The sequence below is a fragment of the Paenochrobactrum pullorum genome (assembly GCF_041929845.1).
GTDB lineage: Bacteria > Pseudomonadota > Alphaproteobacteria > Rhizobiales > Rhizobiaceae > Paenochrobactrum > Paenochrobactrum pullorum.
The window spans coordinates 116055-140722 of sequence record NZ_JBHEEH010000002.1; the positions used below are offsets into that span (position 1 = coordinate 116055).

The following is a 24668-nucleotide window of genomic DNA, read 5'->3' on the forward strand; positions in this document are numbered from 1 at the left end:
CTGATTTATCAGTTACGAATCGTTACCGGTTGTTCATAGTGATGTTGCACGAGATTCGACATACAAGTTTTGGCTTGCAGTAACAAACAAGCATAGTGGCGTCAGGATATTGAGACAGAAGATTAGCAAAGTTCGGTTTTCCAAAAAAGAGCTGGAAAGAATAGAGCGCAGTCTTTTGGCTGAAGGTGAGGATATTTGCGCTCATCCGACTGTAAAAGACTTCACTCCAAAACGTTCCGGCTCAAAATATCTGTTATATTGCTTTCTTTCTCTTCCACTTTTGGCGGCAATAATAATCCTAACGACATTCTTTGTTTTACGCAGTGGTTTTGACAGTGAATTTCTACGCGCAGAAGCGCAAAAAAATATCGCTCAATTTTTAAGTGATGATAGTCAAATATCGGTCGGTAAGGCACGTATTTCACTCGACCAGACCAATAATTTAGCTATTGAAGCCACTGATGTAGCGCTTATTGATGCTCAAAGAGGGCTTGATATCAGGCATATCAATTCGTTTAAACTGGGGCTTTCGCCTTTAGCGTTATTGCTTGGTAGAATTGAAGTGAAGAGTGCGGAAGTCTCCGGGGTTGAAATCAGTCTAAGTGACAGCGGAAAGAATAATAATTTTCTGCAAAATTTGCCTTATGACAGTCAAGGCCGAGTTGATTTCGATGCGGCTTCAACGCTTGTTTTTGATGGCGTTAATGAAGCCTTATCTTTACTTTCACAACGCCAGACACAGGCGATCCGGATTTCAGATATGATTATGAAATATCCGGCTGCAAAAGGTGAGGAAACCTTTGCCATTTCAGAAGCTTCAATTGAAGAACACAATGATGCTATTTTGTTGAAAGGCGCCTTTGATTGGCATGGTAAACCACTCATTTTAGATGGTCAGATTAACCGCCCAAATGGCATGTTTCAGAAATTTTCGCTTAAGCTCGATGGTATTCCTGTCCATTTAGGGTCGCCGCCACAGGTAAAGGCATTGGTTGGTACTGAAAATCGTGTCAATCCGGCGCATTTTTCCCTTTCTTCCAATGCAAGTGTGACATTAAGCGGTCAGACGACAAATGATGAGCAACCGCAGAAACTGAATGCCGCAATTAAATTTTCAGATATTGATCTGGAAGTCGGACGTATCAACGATATTTTGGGGCAGGCCGAATTTAATCTGGAATTACTGCATGATACCAAGAAAGTTGAAATATTGTCTTCGAATCTGCAATTGGGCGGGGTAAAGTTAAAGTTTAATGGTGCTTTTGGCCCTGAAGATAATAATGGTGCGCTGCATGAAACTGCGGACAATGCTAATGCAAAAAACCACAATAATAACGGTTATCGTTTTGAAATCGTAACAAGTGAGGCTGTGAGTGCGCCTGAGCAATCAAGCGAAGCGCCATTGTCTTTCGCAGGTCGTGTTGCAGGACGCTTTGATATCCAGGAAAATCGGCTTGAATTTAACAATCTCGACGTCAAAACTTCGGATGGATCACTTTACGGGCAGGGAAGCTTGAGCTTTGGCCAAGGTTCGCCAGGAATTATATTCTTGTTACGGGTGCCGGAAATGCCGGTCGCACAGGCCAAACAATTATGGCCGGTTGATGTTGCCGACGGGGCTCGTGAATGGGTGTTAAAAAACCTCTTTGGTGGCCAGCTCAGTAATGGACGTATTGATGTCGCTATTCCGCCCGGTCATTTCAACGGGCAGGATCAGTTGCCGGAATTAACCGGTGAAGAAGTTCAGGTTGATTTCGATATTCAAAATACACGCCTTGATGTGATTGGTGATTTGCCGCCATTGCGTGAGGCTGGTGGCCATATTGAAGTGCGTGGTGCACATACGACTATCAATCTCGATAAGGGAACGTCTTTCACACCGGAAAACAGACAACTTGATGTCAGTCATGGCACGCTCTTTATCCCTTGGGGACGCCAGCGCCCTGTCATGGCCGATCTGGATATAAGACTACAAGGCAATGCAGATGCTGTGGCTGAAATTCTGGGCAAGCGCCCGATCAATATTTCAAGGCATCTGCCTTTTAAACCGGCTGATATCAAAGGCGATGTTACATCGCAGGTTAAGGTCTCTTTTGCGGTCAATAAAGATGCACCGGCGGGCACTTATACATGGAATGCGGATATTGATTTTAATGGGGTGGAAATCAACAAGCCGATTGACGGGCAGATCATCACCCGTGCCGATGGCAAAATCAAAGTTGATCCGAAAGCAGCACATATCAGCGCTAATGCTTTACTGAATAATATGCCTGCCAAAATCTCAATGGTTGAACCTGTTGAAGATAAAACGGTGTTGAAACAACAGCTTGTTGAATTGACAATCGATGATAAAGCGCGCGCTGCCCTGTTTCCGGATATTAATACAGTGTTTTCAGGGCCGATGGTGGTCAAGCTCGGTTTGGTTAAGAACAAACAGCGTGCGATTGGTATCGATCTTAAAAATACCGAAATTAATCTGCCGTGGTTGGGATGGAAAAAGGGTGCAGGCATCGCCGCCAAAGCCGAGCTGATCTACAGTAAACCGGACGAAAATGCCGCTGATATGGCGATTAAGGATCTGATTGTCAGTGGTGATGGTTTCCAAATAGCCGGTGATATCAACATTGATAAATCAGGTCTTGCATCCGCAGATTTTAAAAAGATCCAGCTGACCAGCAGCGATAATTTATCTTTGAAACTACGCCGCATCAAAGATGGTTACGGTGTTGATTTGCGGGGTTCAAGCTTTGATGCCCGTGCCTTGATTAAGCAATTAAGTCAAGGAGATACAGAATCTTCTTCCAAAAGTGATTCATTGGGAAAAAACCGTATTGTTTTGAATGGCCAAATTGACAAATTGAATGGTTTTTATAATGAGAAATTGATGAATTTTGCGATTTCTTATGAAAGCATGGCCAAGAAGATTTCCAGCTTTTCGGTTAATGCTTCGACTGAATCTGGCAAAGAATTCGTTGCCACCAGCAATACGCAAAATGATGCCCGTTCTGTTTCGCTTAAATCATCCGATGCTGGTGCTATGCTGCGTTTCTTTGATTTTTACGACAAAGTTCATGGTGGCACGATTAGCGTGGGTCTTGCCGCACAAGGCAAAAATCCGCTTCATGGGCAAATTGATGCCCGCAACTTTGCCATCCTCGGCGAGGGACGCTTGTCATCCATTGTTTCGAGTTCCCCGACACCGGGCGGTGCCAGTCTCAATCAAGCAGTTAAGCACGATATTGACGTGTCACGTGTTGATATTGAGCGCGGCTATGCTCTGATTGAAAAGGGCGAAGGTTATGCAAACTTGTCAAAAGGCGTTATACGCGGGCCGGTTGTTGGTACAACCTTTCAAGGCACACTCTATGATCCTGCCGGCAATATGAACATGACCGGTACTTTCATGCCTGCCTATGGTCTTAACCGGATGTTTGCCGATATTCCGCTTTTTGGGGCATTATTGGGCAATGGCCGGGACCGCGGCTTGATTGGTATTACTTATAAATTATCCGGCTCAGCCAAGTCTCCCAAAGTGACCGTTAATCCGATTTCCGCAATTGCACCGGGTATTTTCCGCACCATTTTCGAATTTTAAGCTGCTTCATTTGTTAAAATAAACTTATAGCTTTCAGCAGACATATTAGCATATATAAGTTCAACTTGAGCATGCTGGCGCAGAAGGGGAGCGGCTGATGCAATCTATATTTACCTGGGCGCCATTCACTATTTTATTGGTCTTTTTTATTTGCGGCCTTATTTCAGTCAGCATTGGTTTGCTGGCTCTGAAATGTTTTAATTATCAATTACGAAAATATCCAACCTCCATGCCTGTGGCCGCTTTTCTCGGCACTGTTGCAACTGCATGGGCATTGGCTCTTGGCTTTGCAGCGGCTGATGTGTGGTCGATCAATGCAGAAGCATCGCGCTCGGCTTCTGCAGAACGCTCTTCCCTTTCAAGATTGGAGGGTATGACGGCGGAAGATGCACTTAACTCGGCTGAACTGAACAAAGCCGTTAAAACCTATCGTGTGGCCGTTTCAGAAATAGAGTGGACGGATCATTTGAATGTTAAGCCGGTTGTCGAGGTGGAGCACGCATTGCAGGAAATGCGTGTGGGATTGCTTAATCTGGCAGAAAGCAATGTACCGGATCCGATTGTGTCGCAATTGGTGCAGGATTTTGATGAATTACAAGATGCCCGCAATGACCGCCTTGCGATGGGCAACAATTCCATCAATAATTATAAATGGTATCTGGTGCTATGTCTGACGCTGATTACCACCATCGTTTTGGCCGCCACCCATGCCGATCGGCCGCGTGCAGCCGTTCAAGCCATGCTGATCTATACATTTACAGCGGTAGTTTGCATGTGGATTTTAGCGCTGCATGTACACCCTTATGCGGGTGCAGGAAGACTTGATGCCAGTGTACTAAAACAACGTGTCTCGCAAGATTTGCAATATGAAATAATGCTGAAGAACAAGCATCTCTCTTGACGCCTTCGACAGAAGGCTTACATATAAGGGGTCCTTGGCATGCTTCGCATGTAGTATATCAAAAGGATATAGTCTGGTGCCGGGCCCCTCTGGCGAGAGTTTAGCGGCGCTCTCGTGATGTCGGTACCGCCAGCAAAATCAGCCGGCGGATAAAGCAAAATGCTACATTTTTCCGTGTCTTGTACGCGTGTCAGTAATGATGCGTGTTTTTTTCCCTATTTTTTTGAGTTATCTTTGAACATGCAGGAGCAGAGCAAATGACGCCAACTGCTTCTTCATCAACAACCTCCACAACGACGTGGGGCTATTTCAAATGGGCGATTATCGTCACTGTCGTTGGTTTGGCACTGGGTGCTTGGCTTGGCTGGCAGTCGACGGGCACGCTTGGCGGCATGGCCTCTGTGTTCTTCATCTGTGCGGTGCTCGCAGTCTTGGAAATCTCATTGTCTTTTGACAATGCTATCGTCAATGCCAACAAGTTGAAGGATATGACCCCGGTCTGGCAACATCGCTTTTTGACCTGGGGTATCATCATTGCAGTTTTCGGGATGCGCGTTATCTTCCCGCTATTGATTGTGGTGATTGCAGCGAAAATTAATCCGGTTGAAGCCGTGATTTTGGCAGCAGCAAAGCCTGAAGAATATGCCCGTATTATGCAGGAAGCACATTTGCCGATTGCAGCATTTGGCGGTGCATTTTTGATGATGGTGGCGCTGAAGTTCTTCTTTGATGAAGAAAAAGATATCCATTGGATACCATTTTTGGAGCGTCCTTTCCGTTATCTTGCCAGTATCAAGGGCATTGAAGTTGCGATTGTTTTGATCGTGATGCTGATTTTTTCCAGCATGCTTGATGATGATAAAGCGGTGAGCTTCTTCTTCTCGGCCATCTATGGGCTTGTTTCATTTTTGGTGGTGGAAGTATTGGGTGGCTTGCTTGATGCCTCGCAAAAAACCATGAGTGCAGCTGCTAAAGGTGGTTTGGGAGCATTCCTTTATTTGGAAGTGCTGGATGCCAGCTTCTCATTTGACGGGGTGATCGGTGCATTTGCGCTGTCGCAAAACCTGTTCGTGATTGCGATCGGTTTGGGTATCGGTGCGATGTATGTGCGTTCCATGACCATTATGCTGGTCGAGAAGGGCACATTAGCCGAATATCGCTATCTGGAGCATGGCGCATTCTATGCGATCCTGATCCTGTCGGTCATTATGTTTGCGCAGACGCTGGTGCACATTCCGGAAGTGATCACCGGTCTTGGCGGTGCAGTGCTGATCGGCATCGCGTTCTGGGCATCGGTTCGTTTTAACAAAAACAACCCAGAATAAGATTTCGAAATTCAAGACATAAAAAAAGGGCGGAAGAGTTCAACTCTTCCGCCCTTTTTCATTACCGTAAACTTGAGTTTACTTACGTGTGTATTCCATCATACGGCTGCGGCTCAACACCAGTTCAACACGATTCTCATCCAAGTGATGCAGGCAGACACGTTTTGTCCAAGGGCCGTCATGCAGGGTAAACAGCCAACGGCCATTGCCCAGATCTTCCAGTGGCATGGTGTTGCGGATCGGGCCAATGCCCATCACCACATGACCATCGACAATATCAAACTGTGTGCCGTAAAGATCGGCAGTCCAGTGACCATCCAGCTCTGCACCGGCCTTCTTAGGTGTAACAGGCAAGAGTGTCCGTGCAGCGTAACCGATTTCACCAACCAGTTTATCGCCTTCTACCTTCAGCGAGACAGGGGAGGACGGCGAAGTGGATGAATAAATACCATTGCCGACATCGTAGAGCGTATCTTCGCTGTCGAGATAGTTGATGGAAGCTGCACCGACCTGAACCCAGTAAGGGCCCTTTTCGGTCACATACAGACCTTGCGGTAACGTGCTTGAAGCTTGCGGAAGTGCCAAACCATGAAGCACTGCCATGACATCGCGGGCAAGCTTGTAGGTGTTGACGTCTTCGCGGTTGGCGACAACGGCAATACCGGTTTGTGTTTCCGGATCCAGTAGCAGATAGGTTTTGTAACCAGGATGGGAACCGCCGTGACCGACAAAGCTCTTGCCGTCAATGACATTCCAGCGCACACCCAAACCATAACCGGTGACACGACCATCTTTCATGTGACGGTCGGCGCCTAATTGAGCCAAAACGCCATCAAAGGGGTGGCTGTTGCAAACCAATGCTTGACCCCAAAGGGCCAATGCCTTGGCACTGCCTGCTAAGCTTCCGGAAGCAGAAATATGCAAACCGGCAGCGCTTAGCTGCCATTTGGAACCATTGTGCCAGTAGCCCGGTGCCAGACCAAGCACTGTGTCATTCCAGACATCAGGGGCGGTCAGGAAAGTGCCCAGTGCTGCCGCCACTTTTTGCTCAACGAAATCGTTGAAGCGGAAGCCATGACGCTCCAGAATGGTTTCAACCAGACGGTAGCCTGTATTGGAATAGGAAATTTCTGTGCCAGCTTCAAAGTTCAATCTTGTGAAGGTGGCAAGAAATTCCATCAAACGTTTGGCTTCTGTTTCCGTGTAAACGGAGAGGCCAAGCAGTGTCAGGCATTCGCGGGTGTCCGGCAGGCCGGCGGTCATATCGAGCGCCTGACCAACTGTCACATCGCTTAACGGTGCCTGCAATTCCGGCAAGTGCTGCCCCAAGCGATCATCTAGGCTGATGATGTCGCTGTGCTGCAAAACCATGGCACAGAAAACATGCTTGGTAACAGAAGCATAACGAACAACTGTATCCGCACTGAAAGGCGTTCGGGTGCTCAAGCTTTCCAAACCGCCTGCATGGGCAAACTGAACGCCGTTTGCATCAAAGCAGACAATTGCTCCACCCGGTACTTGGCCCTGTTCTTCTAAAGACCAGGCATTGGCAAAGTTTTTTGCAAGTTCGGAGGCTTTGCCCCAGTTTAGTTCCAAAGACATTGATAGCTCCGATCAGGCCGGTTCTTCCAGACTTACACTCAGCTGACGCAGTTCAGTGGTATGCGGATGCTTGGTATTGCCTTCACGCAGATCTTCCGCGCTGAGCTGTTCAACCATCTCACCTAATTGCATAACGCCCAGACGCGGGCACAGGTGGGTGATCACAGCCAGATTATGGCTCACAAGCACATAGGTAAGGTTCTTGGCAGCGCGCAGATCCGATAACAGGTTGAGAATTTCAGCCTGTACAGAAACGTCGAGTGCTGAGGTTGGTTCATCAAGCAACAGCACTTCAGGTTCAGCAATAAGCGCACGGGCAATCGCTACACGCTGACGCTGACCACCAGACAACTGGTGCGGAAAGCGGAAGCGCGCTGCCTGCGGCAGTGCAACATCATCAAGAGCCTGCGCAATGCGTTTCTCGATATTGTCGATGCCGTGGACCAGCAACAGTTCGCTCAAAATACGGTCAATGGTCTGACGCGGATGTAAGGAGCCGAACGGATCCTGAAACACCATCTGCACATGACGGAAAAATTCCGGCGGGCGCTTTAATGGTGCATCTTTGCCGTTGAACGAAATGCGGCCTGACCACTTTTCGTTCAAACCGGCCATAGCGCGCAAAATCGTTGATTTTCCGGAACCACTTTCGCCGACAATACCAAAACTGTCGCCTTTAGCGACATCAAAGGATACACCTTTGACGATTTCACGTTCGCCAAAACTGATCCGTAACTGATCAACAGAAATCATTATTTCAACCAATCTGAATCGCGGGTTAGGATAGGCAGACGTTCTTTTGGATGCGTCAGTGAAGGAATGCAGTTGAGCAAGCCTTTGGTGTAGGGATGCGTGGCACGGGTCAGTTCGGAAGCTTTAATTTCTTCCATCACCTGACCGGAATACATCACCATGACGCGGTCGCAGAAATGAGAGACCAATGGCAGATCGTGACTGATCAAAATGAGACCCATGCCGCGCTTGGAGACGAGATCGTCAATAAGACGCAGGATTTCAGCCTGAACAGTGGCATCGAGTGCCGAGGTCGGTTCGTCCGCGATCAGAACTTCCGGATCTGGTGCAAGCATCATGGCGATCATGACGCGCTGTCCCATACCGCCGGAAACCTCATGCGGATAAAGCTTGGCCACATCGCCCGGATTGCGGATCATAACCTGATCAAGCAAGTCAACCGCTGCTTCTCTGGCCTGTTTGGCCGAGCCACCTTTATGGGTACGCCAGGATTCTGCAACTTGTGAACCGATGGTTTTAACAGGGTTCAGGGAGTATTTAGGATCCTGAAGAATGAAGCCTGCGCGTTTGCCACGGATTTTTCGCATATCAGCCTCGGTGGCTGACAGAATATCTGTTCCGAAGAATTCAAGCTTGTCGGCCTGAACCTGTGCAATCGGTGGCAGAAGCTTCATCAATGCGCGAGCGGTGAGGGACTTACCGGAACCGGATTCCCCCACAATGCCGAGCTTTTCTTTGCCGAGCTTCAGATTAAGGCCACGGACAGCTTCGAAACGGCTGGTGCGCGTTTCGAAGGCGATACGTAAATTTTGGATATCAACCAGCATTGTCCCGTCCTAGTTCTGCTTCGGATCGAGCACGTCACGAAGACCGTCGCCCAAAAAGTTGAAGGAGAGTGCAACAAGGAAGATTGCAACACCTGGAATGGTCGCTACCCACCATTGATCAAAAATGAAGCGTTTGGCGGTTGCGATCATTGCGCCCCATTCTGGTGAAGGTGGCTGTGCACCCATACCAAGGAAGCCCAAAGCTGCTGCTGTGAGAATAATCGAGCTCATATCGAGGGTGATACGGACAACCAGACTTGGTACGCATAATGGTGCGATATGGCGCGCTATGATGCGCTTGGAGGAGGCGCCGGTCAGTTTGCAAGCGGCAATGAAATCGCTGTTGCGGATCGTCATTGTTTCAGCGCGGGCAAGGCGCGCATAGGGCGGCCAAGCCGTCAATGCAATCGCGAGAACCGCACTTTCAACGCCGGGACGCAGCGCTGCCACGAAGGCAAGTGCGAGAATGAGGCGTGGGAAAGCAAGGAACACGTCGGTAATGCGCATCAAAGCGGTATCAACGATGCCGCCGTAATAACCAGCAATACAACCAATTGCCAAGCCTAACGGGGCTGTCAAAATGACGACTGTAAGAACCATACCAATGGTTACACGGCCACCATAAAGAATGCGTGATAAAATATCACGTCCCAGTTCGTCCGTACCAAACCAATGTTCGGCTGTCGGGGCTGACAAACGGTTGGCAAGATTTTGTGCGCTTGGATCATAAGGTGCAATAAGCGGTGCAAACAATGACAGCAAGACAAAGGCCAAAATCACAATCAAGCCAAACATTGCCAAATGGTTGGCTTTGAGATTGAGCCACAAGCGGTAGCGGCGTCCCCATGCAGCTTGCGCACGTGAAGACGGGGTTTCACTCAAAGCCCAGTTTCTGAAAGTAGATGTTATCATCTTACACGTGGATCCAGTACTTTATAGAGGATATCGGCCAGAAGATTGAGGCCAACATAAATCACGCCGATCAGCAATGTAGCGCCAACGACCGGGTTCATATCCGCGTTCATCAATGAGACGGTCAGATATTGTCCAAGTCCCGGCCAGCTAAATACAGTTTCGGTTACCACTGCACCTTCGAGCAAACCTGCATAGGTGAGGGCAAGAACTGTTACGAGCTGAACTGCAACGGTTGGAAAAGCATGTTTCCAGATCACTGCTTTGAGCGATAAGCCCTTGGCGCGCGCGGTGATCACATATTCACCTTTAAGCGCATCAAGCATAAAAGCGCGGGTCATGCGGGTGATATAAGCCATGCTGAAATATGCAAGAATGACAACCGGCTGGATCATATGCTTTACAGCATCAACAAAAGCATCCCAATCACCTTCAAGCAGGGTATCAATGGTCATGATGCCTGTGACATGGGTGATCATGCCTTCATAGATAATGTCCTGACGGCCAGGTCCGGGTGCAATGCCGAGCGTTGCGTAAAAGACCAGCAGAGATATCAATGCCAATACAAAGACAGGTACCGAATGACCTGCAAGACAAATCACGCGGATGGTCTGGTCGATCCATGAGCCTTGACGTACCGCAGCCCAAACACCAAGCGGAATGCCGATGATAGCTGAAATAATCAGAGCAAATGTCGCTAATTCCAATGTCGCAGGGAAATAACGTGCGATGTCACTGGTAACCGGATTTCTGGTCAGAATAGAATTGCCCAGATCGCCGTGCAAAACTTGGACAATATAATTGTAGAATTGAACGACCAATGGTTGATCAAGGCCCATTTCAGCGCGTACACGCTGGATTACGGCTTCGGGAGCATTATCGCCGACAGCCGCAATAACCGGGTCGACCGGCATAACGCGACCGATCATAAAAGTGATAACCATAAGACCGAACAGCGTGATTAACACGCTGCCCAGTACACCAGTCAATTTTTGGAGTTTCCTCATCACGCCTTCGCGATCCCTGCATAGGAGTGGCTGTCAGAAAGCACACCCAGACGCATGCCTGTCACATCTTTGCGGCAAGCAGCAGTTTCAAATTTTTGCATCATGACGATGAACGGGCTGTCAGCAATGAACTCGCGCTGAAGGTCGCCATAAAGCTTGATGCGGGTTGCCGGATCTTTTTCATCGCGGGCAGCAATAGCTTTTTTCATGAACTCTTCGTTCTGGTAATGCGAACGCCAAGCAAAAGGCTTGCTCATTGCATTGTCAGAATTGTCTTCATTAATGCAAAATACAGATACGTTGGTGTTCGGATCAAAATAGTCTGAACCCCATGATGTCAGTGCAATCTCATGCTCGCGGGCGCGCATTTTGGTGAGAACCTGACGGTTTTCAGCGGCCAGCAATTCGACTTTAATGCCGATATCTGCGAGATTTGCCTGAATTGCCTGAGCAATATCCGGGCTTGGCTGTGCAGAATAGTGGTCCATTTTGATGGTGAAACCATCGGCAAGACCAGCTTCAGCCATCAAAGCTTTTGCCTTTTCAAGGTCACGTTGGAATGGCTTGTCTGTGATTGCACCAGGGAAACCTTCAGGAACGATGGTCTGATGAACCTTGTACTGCAATGGCACAATGTTCTGCTGGATGCCGTCGTAATCAACAGCCCATTTGATCGCTTCCCAAAGCTTAGGATTGGTGAGCTTTGGATTGTTCTGATTGAGGGACATCAGCATGATACCGCTGACGCTCTGACGAACCATATTGTAGTTTTCATCGTCAACAACAACGCGCAGCTGTTCGGTGGTCAGGTTGCGCGCAATATCAACGTCACCCTTCTGTAGCATGAGAAGCTGTGAAGACGGATCAGCAACGTGACGCAGCATGATGCGCTTTACATTGCCTTTATAAAGACCATGCGGGTTGTAGTTCATCACTACGCTTTCGCTTGGCTTCCAGGAAACGAGGGTCCATTCACCGGAACCGGCGCTGTTCTTCTGCAGCCAGCCGTTACCCATGTCATCGCCATCGGCGTGCTCCATCACCAGCTTCTTCTCGACAATGCTGCCGATGCTTGCAGACAAGCAATAGAGCAGGAAGGAGAGGGAGGTCGGGGTTTCGAGCGAAAGTTTGATGGTGGAATCGTCAACGACGGTGATCCACTCTTCAACATTTTCCGGTGTGAAGCCGAACTGGCCGATGATAAAGGCTGCGCCTTTGTTCATCTTGATTGCGCGCTGCAGGGAGAAGACAGCGTCTTCAGCAGTTACAGGAGCGCCACTGGCAAATTTTGCGTCCGGGTTCATTTTGAAGGTGAAGACTTTGCCTTCTTCGTCAGCTTCCCAAGAGGAAGCAACGCCGCCTTCGATTTCTTCCGGATTGGTCAGGCTTGGATGAACAAGACGCTGATACATGTTGTTGCAGATTTCACTGCCGACAGCTTCAAAGCTTTCATGCGGATCAAGGCTCGTCATATTGTCGAGCGTCTGAGCAACAACGAGAATGTCCTGACGGCCGGCAGCTACGGCTGGCAACAGGCTTGCGTAAGAAAGGAAAGGTACCGCTGCGGCACCTGCCAGAAAATTACGTCTCGAAATCATTTTTTATTCTCCCTGTTAAAGCAACTGCGTGAGCAACTGCCATAAAAGCGCCATCCCAATTAGCTGTACCGCCAGGCGCATTTTTCCTAGCATCCGGTATCATGAGTGGGTTTGTGGGTTCCAATGCAGAATTTGCAATGGTCATGCACAGAATGCATAATGAGGAAATGGATTAGGGTTCGCTAAAATAAATGGCCAACTTATGCAAGCGATTTCTAACATATGCATAAAACGCATTGGCAATTTATGTGTAAGAGCGTAAGCCTTACACAGTGATAAGCTTCAAACTTAAAATTCCAAGACTGATAAAGGCATATCTAGTTATGACAACAGCTCCAATTACCCCTGTTTTTGATGGCCATAACGACGTTTTACTGCGTTTATGGACATCCACCGAGCCGAATCCTGAAGCGCGTTTTATTAACGGTGAAGCGGTTGGCCACATCGATCTGCCGCGTGCAAAGACCGGTGGTCTGGCAGGTGGATTGTGTGCAATTTATGTGCCAAGCCCGTCAAAAGAGCTGAATGCTGAAGGTAACTTTGAAACGCCTGCTCATAGCGATGCACTGACAACAACGCTTGGTATGGCTGCCTTGTTGACCCGAATCGAAATGGCGTCAAAGGGTGGTTTGCGCGTTTGCCGTACCGCTGGTGATATTCGTCAGTCGATGGCCGGTGGTGCTTTTGCTGCTGTTTTTCATATTGAAGGTGTGGAAGCGATCAGTGACGGATTGGACGAACTTTATGTCATGCATCAGGCTGGTCTGCGCAGTCTTGGTCCTGTTTGGAGCCGCCCGAACATTTTTGCATTTGGTGTGCCTTTCCGTTTCAACAGCTCACCGGACATTGGTCCGGGTCTGAGTGATGCCGGTCAGCGTTTGGTCAAAGCTTGTAACGAGCTGAAAGTGATGATCGATCTTTCTCATATGAACGAGAAGGGGTTTTGGGATATTGCCAAGCTTTCCGATGCGCCGCTGGTGGCGTCTCATTCCAATGCGCATGGCGTTTGCCCGCATAGCCGCAACCTGACCGACAAGCAGATGGATGCGATCCGCGACACTGGCGGTTTGGCCGGCCTCAACTTTGGTGTTGCTTTCTTGCACAGCGAAGGTCAGCGCGACCTGAATCTGCCATTGTCAGATATGATCCGTCATATTGATTATATGGTCGAGCGTATGGGCATCGATCATGTGGCGCTTGGTTCCGACTTTGACGGAACAGCGATTTCAACAGAAATCGGCGATGCATCCGGCTTGCCGAAGCTGATTGATGCTCTGCGTGCGCATGGTTATGATCAGGAATCGATCAACAAGATTGCCCATGACAACTGGATCCGCGTGCTGGAACGCACTTGGGGTGCTTAATGGGAGTGCTTAATTTAAAGAGTGCTTCTTAAAGAAAAACGCCGCTTTAAAAGCGGCGTTTTTTATTGTCTTTATGAAAGCTGTGCGCGCAGCCTTTCGGCATTGGCGGTAAGAACGCCATTATCTTCCATCTTTCCGCTATGTGGCTTCACATCAATGCCTTCATAGCGCGGAATAATATGGAAGTGCAGGTGATAGACGGTTTGGCCAGCAGCTGGCTCATTAAACTGCATGATAGTGATGCCGTCTGCTTCAAAAGCTTTTTGAACGGCTTTTGCCACATGCTGCACTGCCACCATCAAAGAGCCCAGCGTTTCAGGCGCAGCATCCAGCAGATTGCGCGATGGCTTTTTCGGGATCACTAATGTGTGTCCGTTGCTCTGTGGCATTACATCCATAAATGCCACAACATCATCATTTTCATAAACACGATGTGCTGGAATTTCACCGCGCAGAATTTTTGCAAAAATATTATTATCGTCATAGACGGCAGTCATCGGGTCTTCTCCGTTTTATGGGTCAAGGACAGGAAGTTTGCGAAATGGCAATTGCTCTTGCAGCATTGCAGCCATGCGCATCACATCTTGACGCTCGATATCAAGGTAATCGGCCACAGCATCACGCAAACCATGATGGGTAATATAATGTGCGGAATGGGTAAGGACAGGTTGATAGCCGCGCGCAATTTTATGGTCACCTTGCGCGCCTGCTTCAACCTTATCGAGTTTGTGCTTTATCGCAAATTCGATAGCCTGATGGTAGCAGACTTCAAAATGCAAAAACGGGTGGTCTTCGATACAGCCCCAATGGCGGCCAAACAGCGTATCGGAGCCAATAAAATTGATCGCACCGGCAATGTAGCGGCCATCGCGTTTTGCCATCACCAGCAGAATATCATCGGCCATGGTTTTGCCGATCAGCGTATAAAACTCACGGGTTAAATAAGGGCGGCCCCATTTGCGGCTGCCGGTATCCATATAGAATGCAAAAAACTGATCAAGAATGTCAGGCGTTATTTCATCGCCTTGCAGCCATTCGATCGTGATGCCGTTGCTTAATGCTTCTTTACGTTCTTTTTTGATGAGTTTTCTTTTGCGGGATGAAAGCTCGCTTAAAAAATCATCATATTGCAAAAAGCCATTGTTTATAAAGTGAAATTGCAAATCGATTCTGCGAAGGAAGCCTGCCGTTTTCAAGGGGCTTAACTGCGCTTCATCGACAAAAGTGACATGGGCTGACGAGATGCCGAGCTGGTCGGTCAGTTGTTGCAGTCCGAGTGCCAGTGCCTGCCGGATGGCGGCTGGCTCATAGTCACGGTTGTGCAAAAGCCGAGAACCAGTCGCAGGCGTAAAGGGCACGCAAGACTGTAGTTTTGGATAATAGCGCCCGCCTGCGCGCTCATAGGCATCTGCCCAGCCATGATCGAAAACATATTCACCCTGGCTATGGCTTTTCAAATAGGCGGGTACTGCGCCCAGCAAAATGCCGTCAGACGTTTCAAGCCGCAAGTGATATGGCCGCCAGCCATTGGCAGCACTTGCGCTTTCCGATTTTTCGAGCGCGTTTAAAAAATGATAGGACAGGAACGGATTGTAATTTATATACTCTTTGGAAGTGCCAGCAAGGGAAGACCATTCTTCGGCCGTGAATTCATCAAATTGTCTGACGACACGGAGCTGAAATTCAGGGCTTTGATCTTCATCGTCCAACACCTTGCAGCCATCCTCCTCAAAGACTTTTTTGCTCGAAGCTCATCAAGCCAGCGCTGTTGCTTGTCCTGTTTGGCTGGTGCTTGTCCTGTTTGAATGTGAATTATCAGGCAAGCTGAGCGCGCGGGTCAAACCCCTCAAAGGTAATCTGGTCGGCATTCAGATCGCTGTGGGCTTTGGTCGCCTGATTTTTCACCGTCCATGTAATCACCGGCATATGCAGTTTTTCACGCACAAAGCTGATGAACGGATTTGGCAATTCATGCACATTATAGGACACAAAATCGATGCCGTGTGCCAGCATGGAAAAATGCGCTTCCATTGCATCGCGGTTCATGCCTTCAGCGGTCAGACCTGCCGGAATGCCCGGTGCATCGGAAGCAAATTGCCGAATGATGTGATGGTCAAAGGACATGATCGCGGCATGTCCCTGATAGTTTTTTAGCGCTTCGGCGGTTTTTTTGACGAGGCCGTCATCATGACCCAGTGTGCCCTTTACTTCGATAATAAGGGGCACACGACCATCAACGAGATTAAGCAGTTCCCGCAAAGATGGAATATGGTCTTGGGTGGTGCCGATGGTGAGCGCTTGCGCCTCTGCCAGTGTCAGTTTGTAAATATGCCCGGCGCGCCCTGCAACCCGTTTGAGTGTGGGGTCGTGAAATACGACAACTTCACCGTCTTTGGTGAGGTGAACATCACATTCAATGGAAAAACCTTGGGCGACGGCTGCTTGTGCAGCCGAAAGCGAGTTTTCCCAGCACTCATGGTTCAAGTCGTGCAAACCACGATGTGCAATAGGGGTTTCAGTTAACCAACGGGCAAATGACATCAGGCGACCTCAAAAATCGCTTCTACTTCCACAGGTGCATTAAACGGGAGGGCTGCTACACCAACAGCGGAGCGGGCATGTTTACCGGCATCGCCAAGTACATTGACGAGGAAATCCGATGCGCCGTTACCGACAACGTGCTGTTCGGTGAAGCCTGGCGCAGATGCCACAAAAATTGTGATCTTCACCAGACGCTTAATGCGGTTTAAATCGCCGAGCGCTGCTTTGGCCTGTGCCAGAACCTGAATTGCACACTGGCGTGCGGTTTCCTGTCCTTTGGCAATGTCGATTTCAGCGCCCAGAAGGCCGGTATGGATCAGTTTGCCCTGATCCATCGGCAGTTGGCCGGAGGTGAACAATAACTGGCCTGCCTGCATGTAAGGCAGGTAATTTGCAGCCGGTGCTGCAGAAGCTGGAATGGTTACACCCAGAGCGGCAAGACGGCTATCAATTGTATCAGTCATATTCAGATCCTTAATTCTTTTAGTGTTGTGTCGTGCAATTATAACAAGAGCAAGACAGAATCGGTGGAAAATATCGCAAGGTTGCGACTTTTGTCTCGATTCCGCCACGAGTTTTTTTATCATACTGCTTCTGCAGGGAGATATAGCATGCATTTTATGAAAAAGGCCATTTGCCAAACATGGTTAGAGGCAGGGTTCCGGTCAGGGGTCTGCTTAGGGCAAAGGCCTTTGCTTTCAGGCACTCTGGCAGGAATTTCCGGTGGCTTGATGGTTGCAGTTTTTGCATTGGAATCCGTGCCGGCGATGGCTGCACCTTCAGTGATGCTGGCACCGCATCGTGCAGTTTATGATCTCCAGCTTGATAAAGCGGATGACAAAACGGGAATCAGCGGTCTTAAGGGTCGTATGGTCTATGAATTCAATGGCTCCGCCTGTGAAGGCTATACAACTAATTTTCGCTTTGTGACGCAGATCGATATGGAAGAACAGCCGCAGCGGCTTACCGATCAGCAGACGACGACTTTTGAAGCGGCTGACGGCAAAGAGTTCAGTTTTGTCAACAAAACATTTGTGGATAAAGACCTGATCAAGGAAGTACGCGGCAGTGCCGAGCTGCAAGCCAAAAATTTGCAGGTCAAATTAAGTCAGCCGGAAAAGGCCGATATTGAACTGGGTAAAACCAATTTCCCAACCAAACACCTGACCGAAATTATCGGTAAGGCAGAAAAGGGCGAGAAATTTTACCAGACCACAATTTTTGATGGGTCGGAAGATGCCAATCGCGTGGTTTCTACCACCGTAATGCTGGGTAAAGAACAGGCGGCCAAAGATGATGAATATAAATCTTTGGGCACTATGGGCAAAGACAAATATTGGCCGGTCACGATTGCTTATTTTGATGACAAGGAAAATCAGGACGGTTTGCCGATTTACCGCATCAATTTCAAATTATACCGCAATGGCGTGACGCGTGATCTGTTTATGGATTACGGTGATTTTTCCATGCGTGGAAAACTGGTCAAGCTTGATCTCTATAACAGCCAGCCTGCGGATGCAAAATGTGACTAAAAGCATTCGAGCCAAAAGTGCGATGCGTATTTGCAGGGAAACAAGTTCACTGGACTGATTTCTTTTTTGGCTGTGATATGCGGGGCAATGCGCATGAAGAGATCATTTTCGGCACGGATAAACGGGCAGGGGTTGCATTTCTGTCCATCATCCGTTAAGTGCCGGAACATTCCACACACGGGCTAGTGGTTAATATCGGGAGAAATCCGATATGACCTCCGGTGGCGGTTCTTCCGCCTCTGTCCGTGGAGGTTAAACCGGAAAAGGAAAATTGAAATGGCATTGCCAGAATTCAGCATGCGCCAGCTTCTCGAAGCTGGTATCCACTTTGGTCACCAGACACACCGCTGGAACCCAAAGATGGCTCCATACATCTATGGCTCCCGCAACAACATCCACATCATGGATTTGGCTCAGACCGTTCCTCTGCTGCACAATGCGCTGAAGGTTGTATCTGACACTGTTGCCCGTGGCGGCCGCGTTCTGTTCGTTGGTACCAAGCGTCAGGCTTCTGACATTGTTGCTGATGCTGCAAACCGTTCAGCACAGTACTATGTCAATGCACGCTGGCTCGGCGGCATGATGACCAACTGGAAAACCATCTCCAACTCCATTCAGCGTCTGCGCAAGCTGGACGAACTGTTGGCAGGCGATGCACAGGGCTACTCCAAGAAGGAACGCCTGAACCTGGAACGCGAACGTGAAAAACTCGATCGCGCACTGGGCGGCATCAAGGATATGGGTTCGGTTCCTGACCTGATGTTCATCATCGACACCAACAAAGAATCAATTGCTATTCAGGAAGCCAAGCGCCTTGGTATCCCTGTTGTTGCAGTTATCGATAGTAACTGTGATCCAGACCAGATCGATTACCCAATTCCAGGTAACGATGATGCTGCACGCGCAATCTCGCTTTATTGCGATCTGATCGCCCGCGCTGCAATTGATGGTATTGCCCGTCAGCAGGGTGCACTCGGCATTGATATCGGCGCTCAGGTTGAAGCTCCGGTTGAGCCAGCACTCGAAGCTCCGGCAGAAGGCGCTTAAGCGCTGTAATAATTCATCCACCCGTTACAAAGCGGGTGGATAATTAATTTCGTTCCTATGTGATAACTCTCCAGAGTGCGTCACCACATAGGGGTCTAAAGTTGGCACACCCTTTGGTGTGCCTTCGCTTTCATGAAAGGCGACAATATGAGCGTTTCCGCATCACAGGTAAAACAGCTGCGCGACCTTACCGGCGCAGGCATGATGGATTGTAAAGCAGCATTGGCTGAAACCAATGGCGACATTGAAGCCGCTGTTGACTGGCTGCGTGCAAAGGGTATCGCAAAGGCCGACAAGAAAGCCGGCCGTACCGCTGCTGAAGGTCTCGTTGCAGTCGCTTCAGAAGGCAACAAGGCAGTTGTTGTTGAAGTGAACTCCGAAACAGACTTCGTTGCACGTAACGATGCCTTCCAGGAAATCGTTCGCAATGTTGCTCAGGTTGCTCTGACAACCGATGGTTCGACTGAAGCTGTTGCTGCTGCTATCTATCCTGGCGCAGACAAGAGCGTTACCGAAGTTATCAAGGACGCTGTCGGCACCATCGGTGAAAACATGAGCTTCCGTCGTTCGGCTGGTCTGAGCGTTAACAACGGTACTGTTGCAACATACATTCACAACGGCGTTTCCGACGGTCTCGGCAAACTGGGTGTTTTGGTTGCTATCGAAACCGATGGTGACAAAGAAGCTGCAAACGCATTCGGCCGTCAGGTTGCAATGCACGTTGCTGCGATCAACCCGCTGGCACTGACCAACGAAGAAGTTGATGCTTCTGCAGTTGAACGTGAAAAAGCAATCTTCATCGAACAGGCCCGCGAATCGGGCAAGCCGGACGCAATCATCGAAAAGATGATTGATGGCCGTATGCGCAAGTTCTTTGAAGAAGTTGTTCTTCTGTCCCAGTCTTTCGTTATCAATCCTGACCTGACTGTTGCTGCAGCTCTTAAAGAAGCTGAAAAGACAATCGGTGCTCCTGCAAAAATTACTGCTTTTGTACGTTTTGCACTCGGCGAAGGTATTGAGAAAGAAGAAACAGACTTCGCAGCTGAAGTTGCTGCAGCAGTTAAGAGCTAAATTTTTGCTCTAAACAGCCTGAACGGGGCTATAGGCAGTTATTTTGACTGTATGTGGCGCCTAAGGGCATGTTTGGCAAAAATATGATGACTTATGCTCTAAAAGCTTTTGATTATGGAGGGCATCGCGTGACAACGCGGTGCCCTTCGTGTATCGAACATCAGATTCATATGATCGTAACACAAGAGGGTATCATGACCGGAACGCCTGTATATAAGCGCATCATTTTAAAAGCATCCGGTGAAGCTTTAATGGGCGGGCAGGGCTTTGGTATTGATGTATCGGTTGCAGATCGTATTGCAAGCGACGTCAAACAAGCGCGTGCCCTAGGTGTTGAAGTTGGTATCGTCATCGGCGGCGGCAATATTTTCCGCGGCGTTGCGGTCGCTTCCAAGGGTGGTGATCGTATTACCGGCGACCATATGGGCATGTTGGCTACTGTCATCAATTCGCTGGCGCTGCGCACATCGCTCAATAAAGCGGGTGTCGATGCGGTTGTGCTTTCCGCAATTGCCATGCCGGAAATTTGCGAAAGCTTCACGCAGCGCAAAGCCACCGCTTATATGAATGCCGGCAAAGTCGTGATTTTTGCCGGTGGTACCGGCAACCCGTTCTTTACTACTGATTCTGCCGCAGCTTTGCGCGCGGCTGAAATCGGTGCGGATGCTTTGTTGAAAGGCACGCAGGTAGACGGTATCTATTCTGCCGATCCGAAGAAAGATCCGAATGCCACCCGTTTTGACCGGTTGACCCATAAGGAAGTGCTTGATCGTGGCCTGGCGGTGATGGATACCGCTGCTGTCGCGCTTGCACGCGAGAACAACATTCCGATAATAGTATATTCGATCCATGAAAATGGCGGATTGGCTGATATTTTGCAAGGTAAAGGGCGCAGCACAATCGTGTCGGATTCTTGACGTCTGCGCTGCCCGATTCTTAAATCTTCGCGCCAAGGAGAAAATCTATGAGCGATGTTTTTGACATCAACGACCTGAAGCGCCGCATGGACGGCGCGATCTCTTCGTTTAAACATGACTTAGGCGGTTTACGTACCGGTCGGGCATCGGCAAGCTTGCTGGAGCCGATCGTTGTGCAGGCTTACGGTTCAAGTATGCCGATCAATCAGGTGGCCAACATCACTGTACCGGAATCACGTATGCTGGCGGTTTCCGTCTGGGATAAGTCAATGGTTGGTGCAGTTGAACGTGCTATCCGTGAATCTGGTCTTGGTCTGAACCCGATTACAGATGGCACAAATCTGCGTATTCCTCTGCCGGAGCTTAATGAACAGCGCCGTAAAGAGCTGGTTAAAATTGCCAACCAATATGCTGAACAGGCACGTGTGGCTGCCCGTCACGTTCGCCGTGATGGTATGGATCAGTTGAAGAAACTGGAAAAAGACAGCCTTATGAGCCAGGATGACAGCCGTGTGATGTCGGACAAGGTTCAGAAGTTTACTGATGAAACCATTGCCGAGATCGACAAGCTCTTTGCATCTAAAGAAGTGGAGATCATGCAGGTTTAAGGCTTGTATGATTTTAGCATAATTTTTTGCTGAATGCAGATTGAAGAGGTAGCAACACGCATGTCGGATCCGCGCCACATCGCCATCATTATGGATGGAAACGGTCGTTGGGCAACCGCGCGTGGGCTGCCTCGCAGTGCAGGGCACAGGGCAGGCGTTGAAAGTCTGCGTTCAGTCGTCCATCATGCCGGTACTATCGGTATTGAATGGCTGACATTCTTTGCTTTTTCTTCCGAGAACTGGTCCCGTCCAGACGGGGAAGTGCGTGAACTTCTGACATTGTTGAAAATGTTTATCCGGCGAGACCTTGCTGATCTGCATCGCAAAAATGTGCATATCAGTATTATCGGCGAACGCGAAAATCTGTCGCCTGATGTACGTGCACTGTTGGTCGAGGCGGAAAGCCTGACCCGTGGCAATACCGGTCTCAATCTGGTGATTGCATTTAATTACGGCTCACGTGATGAAATTACCCGTGTGATGCGCAGTCTTGCCGCCGATGTGGCGGCAGGCAGACTTGACCCGCAATCCATTTCAGCCGATCTGATTTCGGCTAATCTTGATACATCCGGCATGCCGGATCCGGATTTGATCATCCGTACAAGCGGTGAGATGCGGCTTTCCAATTTCTTGCTTTGGCAGGCAGCTTACGCGGAGCTTTTGTTTTTGCCGTGTCTTTGGCCTGACTTTTCGCCGGAGGTTTTCGAGGAGGCGATTGCAACCTATCGCAATCGTGAACGCCGTTTTGGTGGCATCAAGTCACAAGCATCTTGCAATGAGAGCGTTGAACGAATGCCGGTTGCTGTGGCTTCCGACGGTGTTGCATCCTGAGATTTAGAACAAGTAGCCAGCCTTTGCGCACTTGGCAGATAATAAAAATGAAGGCCGAGAGGTGAGTATGTCAAATCTTCAAACCCGCATTATCACAGCGATTGTGCTGGGCGGTTTAACTTTGTGGCTGACATATATCGGCGGTCTTGGTTTCAGCTTGTTGATGATTGCCATGGGATTGGCGATTTTTTATGAGTGGACGACACTCAGCGCGTCGCGCCAAAGTGCCTTTACGAAGATTTTGGGCTGGCTGTGGCTGATCGGTACTTTTGCATTGCTGATCTGGGATGAGAATGCACTTTGGACGATCGGCTTTTTGGCAATCGGTTTTGTCGTATTGTTGGTTCTTGGCTGGAAAACCGGCAAAGCTTGGCCTGCCGCCGGGTTGCTTTATGCAGGTTTTCCGACGATTTCGCTGGCACTTTTACGCGGTGACGAGCCATTTGGCTTTACTGCAATCATTTTTCTTTTCGCCATTGTATGGTCAACCGATATTGCAGCTTATTTTACCGGCCGTTCATTGGGCGGGCCAAAGCTTGCGCCGAAGTTTTCGCCAAATAAAACATGGTCGGGCGCAATCGGCGGTATTGCTGCGGCTGTTGCAGGAGCCATTTTTGTGGCATCTCTTGTGGCAGAGTCCGGCAGTTTCATCGTGCCATTATTGGCGGTTCTGTTGTCGATTGTTTCGCAGATTGGTGACCTGGTCGAATCTTGGGTCAAGCGCCGCTTTGGTGCTAAGGATTCGGGCTGGTTATTGCCGGGGCATGGCGGGGTCATGGATCGCGTTGATGGTCTCATTGCTGCTGGCGCTTTGCTTTATATTATCGGCGCAATCATGGCTGATCCGGATGTGCCATCTGCGATATTTTTTAATCTTTAAGGTCGTCGAAATTTAAATATTATTTTGGCGGTCTCATAAGGCGGGTTACACTCAATTTGTCATCCGTCCCCATCAGGAGTTTTGTTTTGTCCGATATTTTCTCGCATCTGTTTGGGAGCAATAGTCTGCTGGTGGGAACGTTGATACCGTTCGTCTGTGTCCTTAGTGTTGTCGTTTTCGTCCACGAGATGGGGCATTATCTGGTCGGTCGCTGGTGCGGAATTGGTGTACAGGCATTTTCGATCGGTTTCGGCCCTGAATTGATCGGCTATACGGCAAAATCCGGCACACGCTGGAAACTGTCGGCTATTCCGCTCGGCGGTTATGTGAAATTTGCCGGTGATGAAAGCGTGACAAGCTCGCCTGTCGGAATCGATCACGTGCAAATGAGCGAAGATTACCGCAAAACTGCTTTTCACACCCAACCGGTATGGAAGCGTGCAGCAACAGTTTTTGCAGGGCCTGCTTTCAATATTTTGCTCACCATTGCGATTTTGAGCGTCTTCTTCAATATGTATGGCCGCACCATTGCTGACCCTTTGGTTGCAGAAGTAACCATCGGCAGCCCGGCGGAAGTGGCAGGCTTTCAGGCCGGTGACCGTTTCATCAGTGTTGAAGGCTCGAAAGTTACGACCTTTGCCGATGTGCAGCGCATCGTATCAGGGCGCACCGGTGATGCTTTGAAATTCGTTGTTGAGCGTGACGGGCGTGAGCTTGAGCTGGAAGCAATGCCGGTTGCCTCTGAGCAAACTGATGCGCTGGGCAACCAGATCAAGATCGGTGTTATTGGTGTTAAAACAACCAACGAAGTCGCGCAATTTCGTAAAGTTGAGTATGGGCCACTAGAATCAGTCGGGCAGGCGGTGAAGGAAACCGGTCATATTATTGCTCGTACGGGTGAATTTTTCTCGCGATTCTTTGCCGGACGCGAAGATAAGTGTCAGCTGGGCGGGCCGGTTAAAATTGCCAATATGGCAGGACAGGCTGCAAGTTTGGGTTTTGAATGGCTAGTGCAGCTCACTGCAATGCTCTCAATAGGCATTGGCTTGCTCAATTTATTCCCGTTACCGCCGCTGGATGGCGGACATTTGGTGTTTTATGCGGCAGAAGCGGTATTAGGACGACCGGTTTCGGTGAGAGCACAGGAGCTTTTCTATAAATTAGGCTTTTTGCTTGTTATGGGCTTTATGGCTTTTGTACTTTTCAATGATGTCTTTGCCTGCTAACAGTAAAATTGAATTTTGACGTCGATAAGACGGAAAATAAGAGGCGTTGGACTGGATAAGTAATATAATTTGTTTACCATAATCATGGATTCGCGTGGCATGTGTGCCACGGTTGACGATGAAGTAAACAG

Annotated in this window: 22 protein-coding genes; 12 read left to right on the forward strand and 10 right to left on the reverse strand. The window is 49.0% G+C overall.

The genetic code is table 11. The annotated features are described in order from the left end of the window. Window positions 1-109: 109 nt before the first annotated feature. From JNC77_RS06795 to JNC77_RS06805, 3 genes are all read left to right on the forward strand, one after another. Window positions 110-3595 (forward strand): RNA-binding protein, encoded by a 3486-nt coding sequence (locus JNC77_RS06795; RefSeq protein WP_445482845.1) that lies wholly within the window; start codon window positions 110-112, stop codon window positions 3593-3595. Between the two features lie 97 nt (window positions 3596-3692). Then, window positions 3693-4496 carry a bestrophin-like domain gene (locus tag JNC77_RS06800; RefSeq protein ID WP_374830768.1) on the forward strand — a complete coding sequence of 268 codons (804 nt, stop codon included), beginning with the start codon at window positions 3693-3695 and terminating at the stop codon, window positions 4494-4496. A gap of 257 nt (window positions 4497-4753) precedes the next feature. After that, complete coding sequence (locus JNC77_RS06805) at window positions 4754-5821, forward strand: DUF475 domain-containing protein (RefSeq protein WP_374830770.1); 1068 nt, start codon at window positions 4754-4756, stop codon at window positions 5819-5821. Window positions 5822-5899: 78 nt separating this feature from the next. On the opposite strand, the gene JNC77_RS06810 is transcribed toward JNC77_RS06805, so the two are convergent. From JNC77_RS06810 to JNC77_RS06835, 6 genes are read right to left on the reverse strand one after another with little or no spacing between them, the layout of a single operon-like run. Then, a complete protein-coding gene (locus tag JNC77_RS06810) occupies window positions 5900-7423 on the reverse strand; it encodes a serine hydrolase domain-containing protein (RefSeq protein WP_374830772.1) in 1524 nt (507 codons plus the stop codon). A gap of 12 nt (window positions 7424-7435) precedes the next feature. Continuing rightward, window positions 7436-8176: an ABC transporter ATP-binding protein gene (locus tag JNC77_RS06815; protein WP_374830774.1), complete on the reverse strand. Its 741-nt coding sequence runs from the start codon at window positions 8174-8176 to the stop codon at window positions 7436-7438. Continuing rightward, the gene (locus JNC77_RS06820; RefSeq protein WP_374830776.1) at window positions 8176-9003 is read right to left on the reverse strand and encodes an ABC transporter ATP-binding protein; all 828 of its coding nucleotides are present in this window, start codon (window positions 9001-9003) and stop codon (window positions 8176-8178) included. The genes JNC77_RS06815 and JNC77_RS06820 overlap by 1 nt, the downstream gene beginning before the upstream one ends. A 9-nt stretch (window positions 9004-9012) precedes the next feature. Then, window positions 9013-9915, reverse strand: a complete 903-nt coding sequence (gene nikC, locus JNC77_RS06825; protein WP_374830778.1) for a nickel transporter permease — start codon at window positions 9913-9915, stop codon at window positions 9013-9015. After that, entirely contained in the window at window positions 9912-10922 is a 1011-nt protein-coding gene (locus JNC77_RS06830) for an ABC transporter permease (protein ID WP_374830780.1), read from the reverse strand. Before JNC77_RS06830 ends, nikC begins: the two co-directional genes overlap by 4 nt. Continuing rightward, window positions 10922-12520, reverse strand: coding sequence for an ABC transporter substrate-binding protein (locus JNC77_RS06835; RefSeq protein ID WP_374830782.1), 1599 nt, complete (start codon window positions 12518-12520; stop codon window positions 10922-10924). Before JNC77_RS06835 ends, JNC77_RS06830 begins: the two co-directional genes overlap by 1 nt. A 323-nt stretch (window positions 12521-12843) precedes the next feature. Here JNC77_RS06835 and JNC77_RS06840 point away from each other — a divergent pair, with 323 nt between their 5' ends. After that, window positions 12844-13884 carry a dipeptidase gene (locus JNC77_RS06840; RefSeq protein ID WP_374830784.1) on the forward strand — a complete coding sequence of 347 codons (1041 nt, stop codon included), beginning with the start codon at window positions 12844-12846 and terminating at the stop codon, window positions 13882-13884. A 71-nt stretch (window positions 13885-13955) separates the two neighbouring features. Here JNC77_RS06840 and JNC77_RS06845 read toward each other — a convergent pair whose 3' ends face one another. From JNC77_RS06845 to JNC77_RS06860, 4 genes are all read right to left on the reverse strand, one after another. Continuing rightward, entirely contained in the window at window positions 13956-14381 is a 426-nt protein-coding gene (locus tag JNC77_RS06845) for an HIT family protein (RefSeq protein ID WP_374830786.1), read from the reverse strand. Between the two features lie 15 nt (window positions 14382-14396). Then, the gene (locus JNC77_RS06850) at window positions 14397-15593 is read right to left on the reverse strand and encodes a GNAT family N-acetyltransferase (protein ID WP_374831133.1); all 1197 of its coding nucleotides are present in this window, start codon (window positions 15591-15593) and stop codon (window positions 14397-14399) included. 106 nt (window positions 15594-15699) lie between these two features. Next, the gene (locus JNC77_RS06855; protein WP_374830788.1) at window positions 15700-16425 is read right to left on the reverse strand and encodes a glycerophosphodiester phosphodiesterase; all 726 of its coding nucleotides are present in this window, start codon (window positions 16423-16425) and stop codon (window positions 15700-15702) included. Next, complete coding sequence (locus tag JNC77_RS06860) at window positions 16425-16889, reverse strand: RidA family protein (protein WP_374830790.1); 465 nt, start codon at window positions 16887-16889, stop codon at window positions 16425-16427. Before JNC77_RS06860 ends, JNC77_RS06855 begins: the two co-directional genes overlap by 1 nt. Before the next feature lie 267 nt (window positions 16890-17156). Here JNC77_RS06860 and JNC77_RS06865 point away from each other — a divergent pair, with 267 nt between their 5' ends. The 8 genes from JNC77_RS06865 (at window position 17157) to rseP (ending at window position 24537) form a co-directional block, all read left to right on the forward strand. Then, window positions 17157-17957: a cell envelope integrity EipB family protein gene (locus tag JNC77_RS06865; protein ID WP_374831135.1), complete on the forward strand. Its 801-nt coding sequence runs from the start codon at window positions 17157-17159 to the stop codon at window positions 17955-17957. 276 nt (window positions 17958-18233) lie between these two features. Beyond that, the gene (rpsB, locus tag JNC77_RS06870) at window positions 18234-19004 is read left to right on the forward strand and encodes a 30S ribosomal protein S2 (protein ID WP_343804337.1); all 771 of its coding nucleotides are present in this window, start codon (window positions 18234-18236) and stop codon (window positions 19002-19004) included. Between the two features lie 147 nt (window positions 19005-19151). Further along, on the forward strand, window positions 19152-20075 hold the full coding sequence (tsf, locus tag JNC77_RS06875; RefSeq protein ID WP_374830793.1) for a translation elongation factor Ts: 924 nt from the start codon (window positions 19152-19154) through the stop codon (window positions 20073-20075). A 194-nt stretch (window positions 20076-20269) separates the two neighbouring features. Further along, window positions 20270-20992 (forward strand): UMP kinase, encoded by a 723-nt coding sequence (gene pyrH / locus JNC77_RS06880; RefSeq protein WP_374831137.1) that lies wholly within the window; start codon window positions 20270-20272, stop codon window positions 20990-20992. A 47-nt stretch (window positions 20993-21039) separates the two neighbouring features. Further along, the gene (gene frr / locus JNC77_RS06885) at window positions 21040-21600 is read left to right on the forward strand and encodes a ribosome recycling factor (protein WP_374830795.1); all 561 of its coding nucleotides are present in this window, start codon (window positions 21040-21042) and stop codon (window positions 21598-21600) included. A 33-nt stretch (window positions 21601-21633) separates the two neighbouring features. After that, window positions 21634-22431 carry an isoprenyl transferase gene (locus JNC77_RS06890; protein WP_374830797.1) on the forward strand — a complete coding sequence of 266 codons (798 nt, stop codon included), beginning with the start codon at window positions 21634-21636 and terminating at the stop codon, window positions 22429-22431. A gap of 67 nt (window positions 22432-22498) precedes the next feature. After that, window positions 22499-23311 (forward strand): phosphatidate cytidylyltransferase, encoded by an 813-nt coding sequence (locus tag JNC77_RS06895; RefSeq protein ID WP_374830799.1) that lies wholly within the window; start codon window positions 22499-22501, stop codon window positions 23309-23311. 86 nt (window positions 23312-23397) lie between these two features. Further along, window positions 23398-24537: an RIP metalloprotease RseP gene (gene rseP / locus JNC77_RS06900; RefSeq protein WP_374830801.1), complete on the forward strand. Its 1140-nt coding sequence runs from the start codon at window positions 23398-23400 to the stop codon at window positions 24535-24537. The last annotated feature ends 131 nt before the right edge of the window (window positions 24538-24668 follow it).